We start from the raw sequence: 17016 nt of genomic DNA on the forward strand, positions 1-17016 counted from the left end.
TATATTTTAAAAAATTTGTATGAGAAAATTGTTGTTATTACTAGTACTTTGACTTATTCCGGTTTTTTCAGGTTGTGTAGAAGATATTCAAGATAATGAGAATGATGAGAGTATTGAAGATATTATGGATGCTTATGAAGAATGACAAGATGAAGTAAGTACTGAAGAAGAATGACAAGATGAAGTAAGTACTGAAGAAGAATGACAAGATGAAGTAAGTACTGAAGAAGAATGACAAGATGAAGTAAGTACTGAAGAAGAATGACAAGATGAAGTAAGTACTGAAGAAGAATGACAAAATGAAGTAAGTACTGAAGAAGAATGACAAGATGAAGTAAGTACTGAAGAGGAAAGACAAGATGAAGTAAGTACTGAAGAGGAATGACAGAATAATGATAATTCTGTTGTTAAAGAATGAAATACAGTAAGAGTAAATTATATTTGATCTTATACTGATACTGGAGAAGTTTTTGATACTAGTTTTGAAGATATTGCTAAAGAAAATGATATGTATAATGAAGCTAGAACATATGGACCAATGGAATTTAAAGTATGAGCTGGTCAGATGATACCTTGATTTGATAGTGCAGTGGTTGGTATGGAATTAAATGAAACAAAAGAAATATCATTAACTCCAGATCAAGCTTATGGTGAATATGATGAATCTTTGATTGACAGTATTCCTAAAGCAGAATTTGAAAATGCTGGTATAGAACCTGTAGAAGGTGAGACATTAAATTTTTGACCTAATATGCCACCATGATTAATAGTAGAAGTTAAGGATGAAGAAGAAATGGTAGTTGTTGATTTTAATCATTTTCTTGCAGGTAAAAATTTAGATTTTGAAATAACTGTTGAAGGAATAGCTAATTAATTGTGCTATAAATACAAAAATGATTCCTATATTTTATTAGGAATCTTTTTTATTATTTAAATTAAAACAAAATATTTATAGTTTCTTATTTGTAGAAATTTATTTTGTTATAAATATTTTAATATTGTTGGCACAAAATAAACAACATTGTATTGAAAAAAGAAATATTATTAATATAATGATATTAATTATTTTATTTTTAATACATAAAATATTATGATACTCTCGGATTTTGATATAAAAAAATTATTGGAAAAATGAGATTTAATAATAGAAAGTGATTATAATGTTGAAGAACAAATATGACCTGCAAGTATAGATTTTAGATTGTGAAATACTATTAAATATTATGATAGAACTCAATTATCTATAGTTGATCTTAAAAAAAATATACCAGTTGAAGCTATAAGAACTTTTTTTGTTCAAGATTGAGAATCTTTTATAATACATCCATGACAATTTATTTTATGAGTTACTAAAGAAAAAATATCAATTCCTGATTATTTAGTTGCAAGATGTGAATGAAGAAGTTCTTTATGAAGATTAGGTTTAATGATTCATAGCACTGCTTGATTTATTGATCCTTGATTTCAATGAACTATTACTTTGGAAATTAAAAATATAAGTGAAATACCTATCAAACTTTATCCTTGAATGAAAGTTGGTCAATTTGCTTTTGAAGTTCTAAAAACTAAAGCAGAAATTCCTTATTGACAAAGAAAATCTAGTAAATATATGAATCAAGATCAAGTACAAACAAGTATTTTTTCTATTGAAACTGATTTTTAATCAATTAAATAAATTTATGAAAGTAAATATTAAAACAGTAAATTCCCAAGTTTTGGAATATAAAACTAAATGAGCAGTTTGATTTGATTTTTATTCTAGTGAAGATATTTCTTTTGAAGCTAAAGAATTTAAATTAATAGAAACTTGAACAGTTATTCAAACTCCAAAATGATATATGTTGCAATTACAACCTAGAAGTTCTACTTTTAAAAAATTTGGTCTTATGCAAGTAAATTCTGTGTGAATTATAGATCAAGATTATTGTTGAGATGAGGATACTATTAAATTTCCATATATAAATATTACAGAAAAAAAACAATTTGTTCCAAAATGAACTAGAATATGACAGTGAGTATTTGTAAAAATAGAAAAGGCAGAATTTGTAATTGTAGATAAAATGAATTGAGAAAATAGAGGTTGATTTGGTAGTACAGGGTAAAATTTATTATTAATTTTTTTTGTAAATGTTGCATTATATTATATGAAAAGTTTTTTCTATTGGTAATAAACAAATTATTTATAATGATTTTTTTTGAATACAAGCAAATTATCATTGAGATAAAACTGAATGAAATTTTTTTGTAAATCCTATAATAGATTCAAATACTGGTAATATTACATATTTTGCTTTTGATGAAATAGAGCAAAAAGATTTTTTTGAAACTGTTATTAAAATTTCTTGAATATGAGCAAAAACTGCTTATTTTTTGTCTATGCTTGACAAAAAAGATGTAAATAAAGCTATACAAGATTTTGACATAAAATATTTTCAAAAATTGCCTTGAATTGGTCCAAAAACAGCAAAAAGATTAGTTTTGGAATTAAAAAATAAAATCAAAAAATCTGATATAGCAAAACTTAATATTGATAATGATTTTTTGAATGATATAATAAAGACATTAAAACCTTATTGATTTGATTCAAATAATATAAAAAAATTATTGGAAAAATGTGATATTGTTTTGGAAAAACAAAATATGGAAAAAATAATAAAATGGATATTTGAAAATTACAATAATTAGTTATAATTTATAATTTACAAACAAATTTATGTTTAATTCTTGAATTTTATGAATCAATTCTAGAAATTTACAATATATTAAAAAATTTAATCCAAAAAAAGTAACTCGTTTAGCAGATAATAAACAAAAAACGAAAAATTTTTTGAAGGAAAGATGAATACCAGTTCCTCAAACTTATTGAATAATTTCTAATCGTAGTCAGTTATATGATTTTGATTTTGCTAAAATGCCTTCCAAAAATTTTGTTGTAAAACCTAATAAATGAAGTAAATGAAAATGAATTTATATTGTGAAATATATAGATGAATTAAAAAATCAACTAAAAAATTCTTGAGAAAATATAGTAAGTAAAAAAAATAATTTTTTAAAATCATTTTTGTGATTTGATTTAAAAAGTAAATTTGATTATCATTATAAAACATGATGAGAAATAATTAGTGATGATGTTTTAAGAAGATATTTAGTAGATATTTTGGATGGTAGATATTCTATAACTTTTGGACAAGATAAAATTTTGGTTGAAGAAAAATTAAATCCTTGAATAAATTTTAGAAAATATTGTAGACATTGATTGGCAGATATTAGAGTGATAGTTTTTAATCTAATTCCAGTTGCAGCAATGATTAGAGTTCCTACAGCAGAATCAGGTGGTAAAGCAAATATTGCTCAATGATGAGTAGGTTTGTGAGTAGAAGTTTGATCTTGAAAAGTTAAATCAATGTATTTCAAAAAAGAAATTTTTACTAAATCTTTTCCATGAGAATATGCAGATATATATAATAAAAAAGTTCCTTTTTGGAATGATATACTTATGTATAGTTCAGAAATTCAGTATTTTGTAAATCTTTGATATCTTGCTTTGGATTGGGTAGTTACTGATGATGGTCCTAAATTGTTGGAAATAAATGCAAGAGCATGACTTGAAGTACAGAGTGCAAGTGTTTTAAAACTTAGAAATAGGTTGGAAAAAATTTCTGATATACATGTAAATGATCCTCAAAAATGAGTAGAAATTTCCAAAAGTATTTTTAATTCTTCCAAAAATAACTTGATTAATATGTCCAAAATATTATATCTTTCTCAAAAATGAAATTTAATTTTTGAATGAATACAAGATAATTTTGTTAAAATTACTATTATGGTTGATATTAAAAAAGAAAAAAATTATATTTCAAAAAAGCTTTATAATAAAATTGATTCTTATAAATCATGAGATGTAATTTTGGATATACCTGAAAATGAAATTAGATTAAAAAATTTGATATTTGAAGTAAATGATAAAATGGAAGAAAATGAAATTATTCTATGACAAGGTTCTATAAGTGAATTCTATATTAAACCTATACACAAAATAGAAACTGATATAAATATTGTAAGTTCTAGTAATATTGATGATGAAGAAATAGAAACTTTGCACATTATAGATCAAAATATAGCAAAAATTTCAAGAAAATTAAATTTTACTAAAATATTAACTCCTACAAATTATTTAGATGAATTAGATAATTTTGTTACTTGGAATTGAAATTATAACCCTAAATTTTCTTATAATTTTTTGGATGAAAATACTATTAATTCTTTGGAAACTGAATTATTATGAATGAAAGATAAGTATTTTTCTAATAATTTCGGTCTCAAAAGTAATTTTTCTGAATTATTTAATGAAAAAATAGATGAATTACTTGATAGATTATATTTAATAAAAGCATATAAATTACAGAAATATTGATATATTTTGGAATATAATGAAAAATTATTTGGTAATTTTGATAAAAAATTAGTTGAACAATCAAAAGAAAAAATATTTATGGAACCTGTACAAGATATGAATCTTTTATGAGAAAAATTAACTTTTTCTCAAGTTAAAAAAATTATTAAAAAATATCTTTATGATAAAGGTATTTCTTGAGTAAAAATAAATACAAGTATGTGACTTAGTAGAATGGCAGTTATTAAATGAAAATATCCAGAAATAAGAATATCTTCTTATTCTTCTTTTAGAGAAAAAGAATTATTGGCTACTTTGGCTCATGAAATTGATGTTCATTTAATTAGATTTTTAAATTGAAAAAAAACAGGTTGGGAAATATTAAAATCTTGAACATGATATTATATAAAAGATGAAGAATGATTTGCAGTATATAATAGTTTTAATTATTTGCCAGAATGATATGAAAAAAAAGCTATATATCAAAAATATTATTTATCTTTTATATCTTGATATTATTGATTTTCTAGATTAGTTGATATTATAAGATGAATTCAGTATAGAAGTTTGGAATGAGCTTTCAAAACTGCTTTAAGGTTAAAAAAATGAATTCAAAATACTTGATTTGTTGATAGATGAGCTGTATATACAAAAGATAAAATATATTTAGATTGATATATGAAAGTGGATGAGCGAATAAAAAATTGATGAAATTTTGATGAATTTAAATTTTGAAAAATTAAAATTGAAGATATTGATAAAGTTTTGTAAAATATAATTCTTTTTAATCTTTTATGTTGTATTTGTGTATAGAAATTAAATTTAAATTAATAATTAAATTATTATGAATTTGTGATTAAAATATATTTTTTATTTAGTGATTTTTATGTTTTTAACATATAATTTTTGATATACTTATCAACCAGATTTGGAACGGGAATTGAAAGTAAGAAATAGTGTTGATATTATCAAAAATAATATAATAAATAAAGATTTATCAAAATTAAATGAAATAAGAGAAAAAATTGATATAATTTCTGAAAAATTTAGTGATAATAATAAAATTACTTATTTAATAATGACACGAATACAAGTTATACAAAGTGAAATAGAAAATAGAGAATATAATAATAAATTTTTATGATATGAATTTAAAAAATCATTTATTGAAACACATGGACAAGAAATATTAACTGCCTGATATATACCACAATTATGTTTGGAAAATTATGATATAGTAGATAAAGTTGCTAAAGAAAGAGATTTTCCTACCGCTTTAATTATTTCTATTTGGTATAGAGAAAGCTCATGTCGTAAAGCTAATCCAGCAAATTGATTTTGACCTTTTCAAATAACATCTCATTATCATAAACCTTGAGAGATAAGTTCTGATGAATTTATAACAAAAATTCATGAATTTATAGATTTTGCTGAACATAAAATGAATCATTTTTCAAATAATCCTAAATTAAAAGATATATATTGACATGAAGTATTACAAGTTAATTATAATAATTTTGATATGAGAAGTATTAAATTATTGTCAGTATTATATAGTGGGCTTGTAACTTGAAATAGTCCTACTACATCTTATTATGCAAATGCAAATTTAAATTCTAATTTTGAATCTACTAGAGATTGAGTTATTACATTGTTTATAAAAATATTGGAATGGGAATTACAAAATAAAATTTAATTTTTTGTAAAAATATTATTGTATTTTTTGTATAATTAAATATACTATATGATATATTGAGTTTGTATTTAAAAAATAATGAAATTAAATGAGTATAGAAAATATATGATGAAATAAAAAAATAGAAAGTAATTTGTTATATAATAATATGTATGTATGAATGTTAAGAAATTTGTTGGAGGAAATATTTGAAAATAATAAAATAAATAAAAACGAATGAATAAAAGATTTTCAGCAGAAGTTAAATAATAAATTAAGTTTAAAATGATATAAAAATATATCAGTAGATTGAAAATTTTGATGACAAAGTTTGGAAGCTGTAAGAATTTATCATAATAAATATATGTGATGAGAAAAATTAATTGATGAAAGACAAGTAAGTATTAGTATAATAAGACAAGTTTTTTATGATTTAATTAATATTTCAAATGATGATGAAGAAATAACGGAAATATCAAGTAAAAAATTAAATAAAAAAATAGAAACTAATTTATGATATAATAGTGAAACTGTAAGAATAAATAGAGATAGAATAGAATCTTATATAGATAAATATATACCAAATAAATGAATAAAAGAATGAGTAAAATATTTTCAATCTAAAATGAACGAATATTTATGACAGATGGGGTATATAAAAATACTAGAAGATTGAAAATTTTGATGACAAAGTTTGGAAGCTATGAAAATATATTATAATAAATATATATGAGAAAATGATATAAGTATAAAAAACATAAATAATAATACTTTTTATAGAGTATTTGAAAGCTTGGAAGATAGTTTAGTTTTGGAGAGACAAAGAATTAAAGAAAAACAAGAATTAGTAATAAAAACTAAAGAAAAAAAAACGGGAAATTTGGGAAGAGATGTATGAGATGATTTTATTTCATCAAGAGATAATTAAGTATTTATTAATTTAATTCTAATTTAATATACAAATGTATAAATATATTTTAATTATTCTATTTATTATAATATTTAGTATTACAGTTTTGTATTTAATTTTTAGTTTTCAAAATAATTCTTGAAATAATTGAAAATTAGATTCTCAAGAATGATGAACATCATCACATAATATTGAACAAAATATTCCAGATAATATAACTTGATCTAGAAAAGTTTCATGGTAATTTTTAATTTAATATATTATTATATCTTTTTTAAAATTATTATTTTTTTGTTAGAATTATAAATTCGTGTATTACACGAATATTTTTTTGTTTTCTCATAAGTTTATAAAAATGAGATTATAAATAATATTATCAGTTTTAATTAGTAATAAATCTAATTAAAATATTATATCATTTTTTTATTAAATTGTAATATACTAATTTGATTTTAAATCAAAAATATACTAATTTATTTGCAAAAAATAATTTTATATTTATTATTATATTAACTTAATTTAAATAATAATTATTAAAAAAATGTCTTATATAGAGTCTTCTTTTTTTGATGAGATACAGGATTTAAAAGCAAATTGAGAATATAATTTAGCACTAAAAAAAGTAAATTGAATTTTATGTGTTGATCCAGACAATAAAGATGCATTACTTGAAGTTGCTGATATTTTATATCTAAAATGAGATATTGAATCTGCATCCAAACCAATTGATTATATACTTGTGAAAAAAAATACTGATCCTATGTGATTATATGTAAAATGAGTATTTGAAATGGAAAAAACAAATTGGTCTGTTGCAAAAAAATATTTACAAGAAGCATTAATAAATTCGGAAGATGAAAATCCTGAAATTTTAAGATGTTATGGTTTATGTGAATATTGGAGATGAAATAAACAAAAATGAATAGATTTTTTGGAATCTTCATTTAAATCATCAAGTTGACTTGATGCAGAAGTGATTTATAATTTAGTAGAAATATATTTATTGGAACATGAATATAATAATGTAAATTATTATATACAATATTATAAAAATTATCGTAATAATTTGAATTCTTTTGAAAAAGATCTTAGTTTTTATGACGAAAAAATTGATTTATTTTTTGAATATTTAAGTGTAATTTAAATATATAATAATAAAAATTTAAAAAATGATAACTAAAAATTTCCTTTATTTAATTAAGGCATCTTTTTTTCAATTTATATGAATAGCTATTCTTATTAGTTTTTTACTGTTTTTCTTAAATACACTTTTTGCAACATCTTTTGGAATTGAAAATTTTGGTTCTGATGTGAAAAATAAATTATGAGTTTATTTTTATATTCAAGATATTGATGAAAATAGTGATTATATTTCCTCAAAAATAGTTAATTTAAGTTCAGAACTTGAATCTGGTTGACTTAATGTTGAATATTATTCAAAATCTGATGCATTAGGTTTAATTGAAAATAAAATACCAGAAATAATAGCTACTTTTGAAACTTATTGAATAGAGAATCCATTACCTCCTACATTGTATGTACTTTTTGAAAATAATGAAGAATATGAATTTATGAAAAATACGGTTGCATCTTATGAAGAAATAATAATAAATATAGAAGATGTTATTCAATGACAAAGTTTTGATGATCAAAAAGAAAGAATAGCAAATATTATTAATCTTACCAATTTCATTGTGATTTTTTCATATTTTTTAATATCAGTGCTTTTGATAATTATTATTACTTTTTTAATGTATGTTATTAAATCAAGTTTTTATACATTTTATAATCAAATTGAAGTAGCCAAACTTCTATGAGCCCAATATTTTCAAATAAAATTTCCTTTTTTTATTAAAATGTTTTTTATTTTATTGTTTTGAAAAGTATTTATGATGTGATATATGTATTTTTTGGCAAATTATTTGGATACATATTTGTATAATTTATTTACATTTTCTTTTATTGAATATATAAGTGCATATTATGAAGACATTATATATATAATATCTATACAATTTGTTATAGTTTTGTTCTTTAGTATTTTGATTTCCAATTTTTTCTTAAATAGATTGATAAAGAAAATTTAATTTGTATTCGCTTTTATCATATAATTTGCTTTAATAATTTTTTCTTTTGAAAAGTTATTAATTTCTATTTTTGTACCAATATTATTTAATATAAAATTTATTGAATAATTTTTAATATCAATATCCATAGTAAAATTTTCATCATAATTCATTTTTTCTTTTTCTCAAATATCTTCTATAAAAAAATATTCATATTTATCATTTTCCAAATTGTATTTCCAACATTTTTTTCTTTGTCATATAAAAATAAATATTTCTTTTGGTAATAATCATTTATTAAAAAATATTTTATATAAATCTATTTTGGAGATAGTAAAAAAATCTATTTCATAATTTTGCAATAAATTAATTGTATTTAATGATAATGAACAAGTTCTTAATCCGGTAAAAGATCAAGGTCAATTTATGATAAAACATTTTTTTATTTTTTTCTCTTTAAATACTTTTACAATTTCTTTTGTGAAAGTTCTTTCAATATCTTTATTTTCCAAATATATTTTTTTTTCTTCATTTTTGATATATATTTTACTATTTGATATATTTATTAACATACTTATATTTTATTATGATAAATTATCATGCAGAAATTGTTTGTACTATTCTTACAATACTATAACTAAATACTACTAACAAAAGTCATATAATTGAATATTTAAGTCAACTTTTACCTTTTTCAGCCAAACTTTCATTACCTGCTGAACTTACTAACATAAATCCAGAAATTACAAATGAAATAGTAACTACTACTCATACAAACATAGTTGCTCACAAAAATATATCTTGCACAAAATTCGATACATTAGCATTCTCTGAATTTCTTATTCACAATACACCATAAGTTTGCATTCAACATTGTCAATTTGTCAAACAATCAGCATCCGCTTCTATTCAACTAGTTAATAATATTTTATCTTCCATTAATATTAATTTTTAATTTTATTAAAAATAATTATTTATATAATAATAATTTATTTAAATTTTTCAAGACTGTATTATTAATTTTTATATTATTTACTAGTATGTTTCCAAACTCAATTCCAATTATCTGGAGTATTTTTTAATAAAATTTCACATCTTTCAATAAATATTTCGCAAGATTTATCATTTTTAATTTGTTTAGCATTTTTAAAATTTGATAAAGCATTATCAAAATCTCATTTGATATATAATTCTAATCAAGTTTCAAAATAAAATATAAAATTATTTAATTCTTCTTTTTCTGTACTTGAAATAAGAGAATTAAATTTAGGAAATATTTCATATAATATTACAGATTTTTCTTTTCACTTAACTTGTATAATATCCAATTTTCTATAAATAAAATCAGATTTATTTTTTATATTATCAATTAATTCTCATGAAGCACAAATATTTGTTCCATAAAATTTATTTATTGATTCTAATCTAGCAGCAAGATTTACATTATCTCATATAATAGTATAATTAAGTTTATATTTATCAGATCATAAATCTCAAATTACTGCTTCTCCATAATGCAATCATATTCTAGTATTAAGATTAATATCTACATTAATTTGTTCTTTTACTAAAGCATTTATTTCTTTGATACTAATTATATTTAAAACAGCAGATTTAACTGCTAAATATGATTTATCATCATTTTCCCAAAAAGCCATTACTGCATCTCATATATATTTATCTATAAATCATTTATTTATAGAAATATTCTCACTCATTTTTTCCAAATATATATTCAAAAAAGCCATATTTTGCTCTGGATTAAGTTTTTCTGAAATATTAGTAAATCATTCTATATCCGAAAAATACATAGAAATTTTACTTTTTTTTACTTTTTTTTCTCAAACTTTACTATATCAATCACCAGATTCAGAAACATTTTTTCAAACATATAATCAAAATAATTTTTTGAAATTATTTTTGATAAAATTAATTTCTGTAATATAATACATAGAAGTGAAAGATAATTGAATAAATATTACAGATTTTTCTTTTCACTTAACTTGTATAATATCCAATTTTCTATAAATAAAATCAGATTTATTTTTTATATTATCAATTAATTCTCATGAAGCACAAATATTTGTTCCATAAAATTTATTTATTGATTCTAATCTAGCAGCAAGATTTACATTATCTCATATAATAGTATAATTAAGTTTATATTTATCAGATCATAAATCTCAAATTACTGCTTCTCCATAATGCAATCATATTCTAGTATTAAGATTAATATCTACATTAATTTGTTCTTTTACTAAAGCATTTATTTCTTTGATACTAATTATATTTAAAACAGCAGATTTAACTGCTAAATATGATTTATCATCATTTTCCCAAAAAGCCATTACTGCATCTCATATATATTTATCTATAAATCATTTATTTATAGAAATATTCTCACTCATTTTTTCCAAATATATATTCAAAAAAGCCATATTTTGCTCTGGATTAAGTTTTTCTGAAATATTAGTAAATCATTCTATATCCGAAAAATACATAGAAATTTTACTTTTTTTTACTTTTTTTTCTCAAACTTTACTATATCAATCACCAGATTCAGAAACATTTTTTCAAACATATAATCAAAATAATTTTTTGAAATTATTTTTGATAAAATTAATTTCTGTAATATAATACATAGAAGTGAAAGATAATTGAATAAATATTACAAAATATATAGATCATAAAGGTAAAAATATAGAAAATCAATTATTATAAAATCATAATATAGAAAAAATAATTGTTAAAATAAAAAAAAGTATTATTTCAGATATCATTAAGAAAAATATAAATTTTTGAGATCAATTAAATTTAAATACAAAAAATATTAAAGTATTAATAAGTAATATAAAAAACACAATTATTTGTATTTCTTTTGAATTAAATATATAGATAAAATCTTTATTTAAAAATGATAAAATTTGATTTGAGTGAAACACAACTCCTGCTATTTGTCATATTATACTAGGTTTTATATCTTGCAAAGCTGGATCAACTGCTCATATAATAACTATTTTATCTTTAAAATATTCTGATAAATTTTCTTTATTATGATACACATCATACAACGATAAATAATTAAAATTATTATGATTAAGTTCATAAATTGGAGTAAACAGAAAATCTTCTCATTTCATATTCACTTTTGGAATATTAATATTTCATATAGAATAAAAATCATTTGTAGATTTTATTTCATTTTTTACAGCTTCTCATTGAGATAAAATAGAATTTAATTTATTATATTCATAATTTTGATAAATTTTTGCAGGAAATGAATCCAGATAAGAATCATTATTCTTTTCAAATTTCCTTGAATAAATTCATAAATCATAACTTTTAAATATTTTACTATGAACATGTCATATATCGGCTCAATTTGATAATAAAGAATCATCAGGTTTTACAAATTCTCATGAAGAATCATTATATGTAGCACCCAAAATAATTTTATCAGATAAATTTTCTATTAATTCTTCATCATATGAACTATAAATTTCAGTAAGCATTTTAGATCTTTCATCTTCTCCAGAAAATTTATATTTTTTTTCAAATAAAACATCTACTCATAATACATATGGTTCATAATAAAGAATATTTTCAATAGCTTTGGCATAATATCATCTATGCAATCATTGAAATGAAATATTTTCTTTATTGAAAAATTCTTGATCTATTCAAACAATAGTTATTTTATTTTTATTTTCAAAAAAAGAATTATTTATATCAGATATAACAGTATTTCTAATTGAAATCAATCAAGAATATATGTTAATATTTATAGTATCCAAAAAAGCTCTTCAGATAAAAAATATAGAAAATATAAATATAAAAATCTGTGATATATAAAATCAATATTTTCTATTAATTTTTTTTAAATTAAACATTTTAATTTTTTATTTTAAATTTAAATTAAATAATTTAATAATCATTATATTTGATAATATCAAATATTTTATTAAGATCTATATTTCATTTTATAAAATCTTCTATATCAGAAATATTAATATTTTCCCCTAGATCTAATGCTTTATTATATTTATTTATTACATAACTTTTTGCAATTTCCATATTATCTTGAGAAAGTAAATCTAATAAATTTAATTTAATTTTATTAAAATTTTCATTAACAGGAACTATTATCGCATCATCCAAATATTTCATATATCATTCAATTTCAGAATTTCATACTATTGCATTATATTTTTGTAAATTTTTATAATTATTTTCATATTCTTCATCAAAATATTTCATTAAAAATAATTTAGTAGATGAAATTGAAGCAAGAATTCATTTCATTTCCAAAGTTCATGAATAATTATTTTTCACATAATTTATTATTTTATTTTTATAATTATTTATTATATCAGAATCTTTTTGAAAAAATCTATTTATTTTTTTATAAGTTTCTTGTCATTTAATTTCTATAAACTTATTTATATCTATATTTTCAATAGAATTCTTAATAATTTGTAATCATTCTTTTTTATTAATCAAAAATTTTTCTCATTCATTATTTACAAATTCTATCAAATGATTAAAACTAAAAACAGTGCTAGTTCAAGATTGCAAATCGTGTTCTACATATCAAGATGTTCATCTTATTACCAAAGTTCAATTTGAAGTATTAATATTAAATCAATCATCAGATAAAATAGTTCTAACTAAACTAAACCATATTTTTCAATTTTCTATATTTATACTTGTTTTTGAATTTAATAAATTTTTATTTTCTTTTATTAAATCTTGAAATTTAATAGTAGTTTGAGGAAATATTCTTATGATAGTACCATCTCGGAGATTTATAACTACATCAGATTCTATATCTTTTGTAAGACTTGCAAATGTTATTATATAATCTTCTTTTATATCTATATTTCAAATATTTTCATCAAATAAATTATATGTTTTTATTCTTTCTCAAGAACTTTTTATTATAATTCTAGCATTATTTTTTTCCAAAATTGATAAATCATCATTAATATTAAAATTAATATAATTTGATTGATTTGCATAAAAACTACTAACATCAACCTCTTCATCGTATACAGGAATTATTGCAAATGTCAAAGCTACAAAATTAATTATTACTATAAATACAGACATAATAAATGCATATGTTGCTTTTATATGAGACAAAAGATATACAATAATTCAAGATATTCATAAAAATCATAAGAATATATTTCATATTCATAAAAAAAATTTCAAAAACAACAAAAAAAATATAAAAGTTCAAAACATATATAAATACTTATTCATTATAATTTAATTATTTTAATAAATAAACTCATTCTCAAATTATTCATTTTGAAATATTGACAACTTTTTCTATATCATCACATCAATTTATTATTAATATTTTTTCTTCATCTTTTTGTATTTCTCATTTACTGTTTTTAGTAAAAGATTTAACATAGTTTATTCTTTTTATGTTTTTTACTATATTTTGTTTCAATAACAAATTTATAAATCTTTTTATTTCTCTTGGTTTATTTGGACAATAAATAATATAATCTCACATTACAAAATAATAATATATAAAAAAATTATTAATACAATAATATATTTTTAATTTATTTTTGCAAGAAAATAAATATATTATGTATGATAAATTTTTTTTAAGAAAATTTTAATTCTTCTATAATATATAAATAAATTTAGCTCATTTTTTGATTAATATTACAGAAAAAAATCAATTTTTACTTGAATTTTATTTTTATTTTCTTATATATAGTAAAGTGGCACTGTGGCAGAGTGGTCTATTGCACGGGCCTGCAAAGCCTTGGCTCACCGGTTCGAATCCGGTCGGTGCCTTTTTTTTAAATTTGAAATCAAAAAATTTTAAAAAATAGTCTTAATTTGACTATTTATTTTTTTATTACAATAATTTAATATTCATTTTTTATGTTTTTTTCTTTCATAAATTCTATCTAATATTTCTAATACTAATTTTACATTTTATATACTAGTTTCTTTTAAATTATAATATATTATTGAAATAATTATTTATTTCATTTTTTACACTGATAAAATCATTATATTTTATAATATTAATTTTTAAATCTTTTGATTTATTTAATCATTTGATATAAGAAAATAGATGTTTTCTAAATTCTACAGGACTTCTGTATTTATCTTTTGTATTTAATCAAATATTTATATATTTTTCTTTATCATTTATATTAAATTCTTGACAAATATTATTTTTTTCATCCCAAGTATATTTATTAAAAACTTCAATAGCAAAAGATAATTCTAAATGTTCAATTATAGTCTCTTTTAATTCATTTAAATCAGGTTTTGATAGGGGAGTCAATATCCAAGGATTTCAAATACTAGCTTGTCATATCATTGCTCAATCTAGATTTTTGCATTTTGTAATTCAATCTTCATAAGAAATTATTCATCAATTTCAAATAATTTTGCAATTTTTATTTACAATTTTTTTTGCTTGATTTATAAAGTCTCGATCAACATTTCATGAATGTCATTGTTTAAATGTTCTTCAATGAATTCATATTAAATGACAATATTTTGATGCTTCTTTTATAAACTCTAATTGTTCTTGTATATCTTCTTTTTTTATTCATAATCTAGTTTTGATACTAAAAGGAGTAGAAATAGATTCAGATATTTCTTTTATTGTTTGTAAAGTTTCTTTTTTATTTTTTAACATTTCAACTCATCATCAACAAGCCATAATTTTGGGTGAAGGACAACCAATATTTAACTCAATTGCATTAAAATTATATTTATCATTTAATTCTTTTGCTGTAAAAATTAAATTTTTTTTGTTTCATCCAAAAATTTGTACAGTTATATTTTTTTCTAAATTGCTTTTTATTATATGATGAAAAACTCATTTTGGATTATGAAAATATCAATCTGCACTCATAAATTCTGTACATAATAATAATTCATCTTTTGTATTGTGTTTATTAAAAATTTTTTGACTGATAGTTCTATATGCACAGTCTGTTATTCAATCCATAGGAGCAAGAGCTATATACATTTTTATATATTAATTATGATAAATTTATTTATAAGCAAATATAATAAAAATATTTTATAAATCAACTTTTTAAATTCAAAAAATATAAATAAAAATTATTTTTTTAAACTTTCATCTTGATTTTTTTGTATACATTAATTTAAGTTCAAATTTGTTAATCATATAATTAATAATATTGTTTTTTTTATTAAATTTCATTTTTCCAATAATCAACCCATAACAAAGAATCTATATGCAATGGAGCTATTTTAATTTTTTTTGATATATCATCAAAATATTTTATTATTTCGCTTTCTTTATAATTTTTATTTCAAGTATTTATTTCATATATTTTTTTAATTCTACTATCTAGAGGTATACAAATATCAAAAGGAAATCTTTCTATTTTGTCAAAAACTATTCTACATGAATAAGCAAACATTTTAATACTAAAAACTATTGTTTTTGCAGTCTTTTTTTGTTTCATACAATAAGCAAGTTTTGTATTTAAACTAGTCATATTTTGATAATAATTTATTAAGGAATTTAAATTATCAACTTCTTCAAAAAATTTATCTATTTTTTTTAATCTTTTTATTTTCATATTTATCAATCTACGGTTATTTTTACTGTTTATCAAAAAAGTTTTGTACAATTCTATATTTTTCAAAAGTTTATCAAAATTTTGGTAAAGAAATTCAGCAAACTCTTGCCATCGTTTTTCTCAAGTTCAACTCAATTGATAAGAGATCAAAGAATTATAAATAATTATTTTTATGAAAAAAAATTTATCATTATCAGAAACATTTTTGTATTCATTTATTTTTATCCAAGATTTTTTTATATTAATATATTGTAAATCCTTTTTCTCTTCCAAATCAAGTATATAATTTATATTATAATTTTCCAAATATTTTTGCAACATAATTAAAAATATGTAATTTATAAAAAATATTCTTATGTACTCACAATAAT

The 17016-nt window shown here is 20.0% G+C and carries 17 protein-coding genes and 1 tRNA gene; 11 read left to right on the forward strand and 7 right to left on the reverse strand.

The features are described 5' to 3' along the window. Positions 1 to 19: 19 nt before the first annotated feature. From VAMP_RS02085 to VAMP_RS02130, 10 genes are all read left to right on the forward strand, one after another. A complete protein-coding gene (locus VAMP_RS02085) occupies positions 20 to 874 on the forward strand; it encodes an FKBP-type peptidyl-prolyl cis-trans isomerase (RefSeq protein WP_213348725.1) in 855 nt (284 codons plus the stop codon). 216 nt (positions 875 to 1090) lie between these two features. Continuing rightward, positions 1091 to 1663 carry a dCTP deaminase gene (gene dcd / locus VAMP_RS02090; RefSeq protein WP_213348727.1) on the forward strand — a complete coding sequence of 191 codons (573 nt, stop codon included), beginning with the start codon at positions 1091 to 1093 and terminating at the stop codon, positions 1661 to 1663. 16 nt (positions 1664 to 1679) lie between these two features. After that, positions 1680 to 2102 (forward strand): dUTP diphosphatase, encoded by a 423-nt coding sequence (locus VAMP_RS02095; RefSeq protein ID WP_213348729.1) that lies wholly within the window; start codon positions 1680 to 1682, stop codon positions 2100 to 2102. A gap of 25 nt (positions 2103 to 2127) precedes the next feature. After that, entirely contained in the window at positions 2128 to 2685 is a 558-nt protein-coding gene (ruvA, locus tag VAMP_RS02100; RefSeq protein WP_213348731.1) for a Holliday junction branch migration protein RuvA, read from the forward strand. Positions 2686 to 2713: 28 nt separating this feature from the next. Further along, on the forward strand, positions 2714 to 5164 hold the full coding sequence (locus VAMP_RS02105; protein ID WP_213348733.1) for a tyrosine/phenylalanine carboxypeptidase domain-containing protein: 2451 nt from the start codon (positions 2714 to 2716) through the stop codon (positions 5162 to 5164). 73 nt (positions 5165 to 5237) lie between these two features. Beyond that, complete coding sequence (locus VAMP_RS02110; protein ID WP_213348735.1) at positions 5238 to 6089, forward strand: hypothetical protein; 852 nt, start codon at positions 5238 to 5240, stop codon at positions 6087 to 6089. An 88-nt stretch (positions 6090 to 6177) separates the two neighbouring features. Then, complete coding sequence (locus VAMP_RS02115; protein WP_213348737.1) at positions 6178 to 6996, forward strand: hypothetical protein; 819 nt, start codon at positions 6178 to 6180, stop codon at positions 6994 to 6996. A gap of 34 nt (positions 6997 to 7030) precedes the next feature. Next, positions 7031 to 7222, forward strand: a complete 192-nt coding sequence (locus VAMP_RS02120; RefSeq protein WP_213348739.1) for a hypothetical protein — start codon at positions 7031 to 7033, stop codon at positions 7220 to 7222. A 297-nt stretch (positions 7223 to 7519) separates the two neighbouring features. Next, positions 7520 to 8122 (forward strand): hypothetical protein, encoded by a 603-nt coding sequence (locus VAMP_RS02125; protein WP_213348741.1) that lies wholly within the window; start codon positions 7520 to 7522, stop codon positions 8120 to 8122. A gap of 25 nt (positions 8123 to 8147) precedes the next feature. Beyond that, complete coding sequence (locus VAMP_RS02130) at positions 8148 to 9065, forward strand: cell division FtsX domain-containing protein (protein ID WP_213348743.1); 918 nt, start codon at positions 8148 to 8150, stop codon at positions 9063 to 9065. Here the strand turns inward: VAMP_RS02130 and VAMP_RS02135 are convergent. From VAMP_RS02135 to VAMP_RS02155, 5 genes are all read right to left on the reverse strand, one after another. Continuing rightward, on the reverse strand, positions 9062 to 9616 hold the full coding sequence (locus tag VAMP_RS02135; protein ID WP_213348745.1) for a hypothetical protein: 555 nt from the start codon (positions 9614 to 9616) through the stop codon (positions 9062 to 9064). The genes VAMP_RS02130 and VAMP_RS02135 overlap by 4 nt on opposite strands. Positions 9617 to 9638: 22 nt before the next feature. Further along, on the reverse strand, positions 9639 to 9983 hold the full coding sequence (locus VAMP_RS02140; protein WP_213348747.1) for a hypothetical protein: 345 nt from the start codon (positions 9981 to 9983) through the stop codon (positions 9639 to 9641). 89 nt (positions 9984 to 10072) lie between these two features. Beyond that, positions 10073 to 12934, reverse strand: a complete 2862-nt coding sequence (locus VAMP_RS02145; RefSeq protein WP_213348749.1) for an adenylate/guanylate cyclase domain-containing protein — start codon at positions 12932 to 12934, stop codon at positions 10073 to 10075. A gap of 34 nt (positions 12935 to 12968) precedes the next feature. Beyond that, positions 12969 to 14309, reverse strand: a complete 1341-nt coding sequence (locus VAMP_RS02150) for a FecR domain-containing protein (RefSeq protein WP_213348751.1) — start codon at positions 14307 to 14309, stop codon at positions 12969 to 12971. A gap of 10 nt (positions 14310 to 14319) precedes the next feature. Then, positions 14320 to 14571: a hypothetical protein gene (locus tag VAMP_RS02155; RefSeq protein WP_213348754.1), complete on the reverse strand. Its 252-nt coding sequence runs from the start codon at positions 14569 to 14571 to the stop codon at positions 14320 to 14322. Positions 14572 to 14790: 219 nt separating this feature from the next. On the opposite strand from VAMP_RS02155, the gene VAMP_RS02160 reads away from it, so the two are divergent. Beyond that, positions 14791 to 14864: transfer RNA gene (locus VAMP_RS02160), tRNA-Cys, on the forward strand. Between the two features lie 166 nt (positions 14865 to 15030). On the opposite strand, the gene VAMP_RS02165 is transcribed toward VAMP_RS02160, so the two are convergent. Beyond that, positions 15031 to 16062, reverse strand: a complete 1032-nt coding sequence (locus VAMP_RS02165; RefSeq protein ID WP_213348756.1) for a tRNA dihydrouridine synthase — start codon at positions 16060 to 16062, stop codon at positions 15031 to 15033. A 187-nt stretch (positions 16063 to 16249) separates the two neighbouring features. Next, a partial coding sequence (locus VAMP_RS02170) for an N-glycosylase/DNA lyase (protein WP_213348758.1) occupies positions 16250 to 17016 on the reverse strand: 767 nt, incomplete at its 5' end.

This window comes from Candidatus Vampirococcus lugosii (genome assembly GCF_018420025.1).
GTDB lineage: Bacteria > Patescibacteriota > Gracilibacteria > Absconditabacterales > Absconditicoccaceae > Vampirococcus > Vampirococcus lugosii.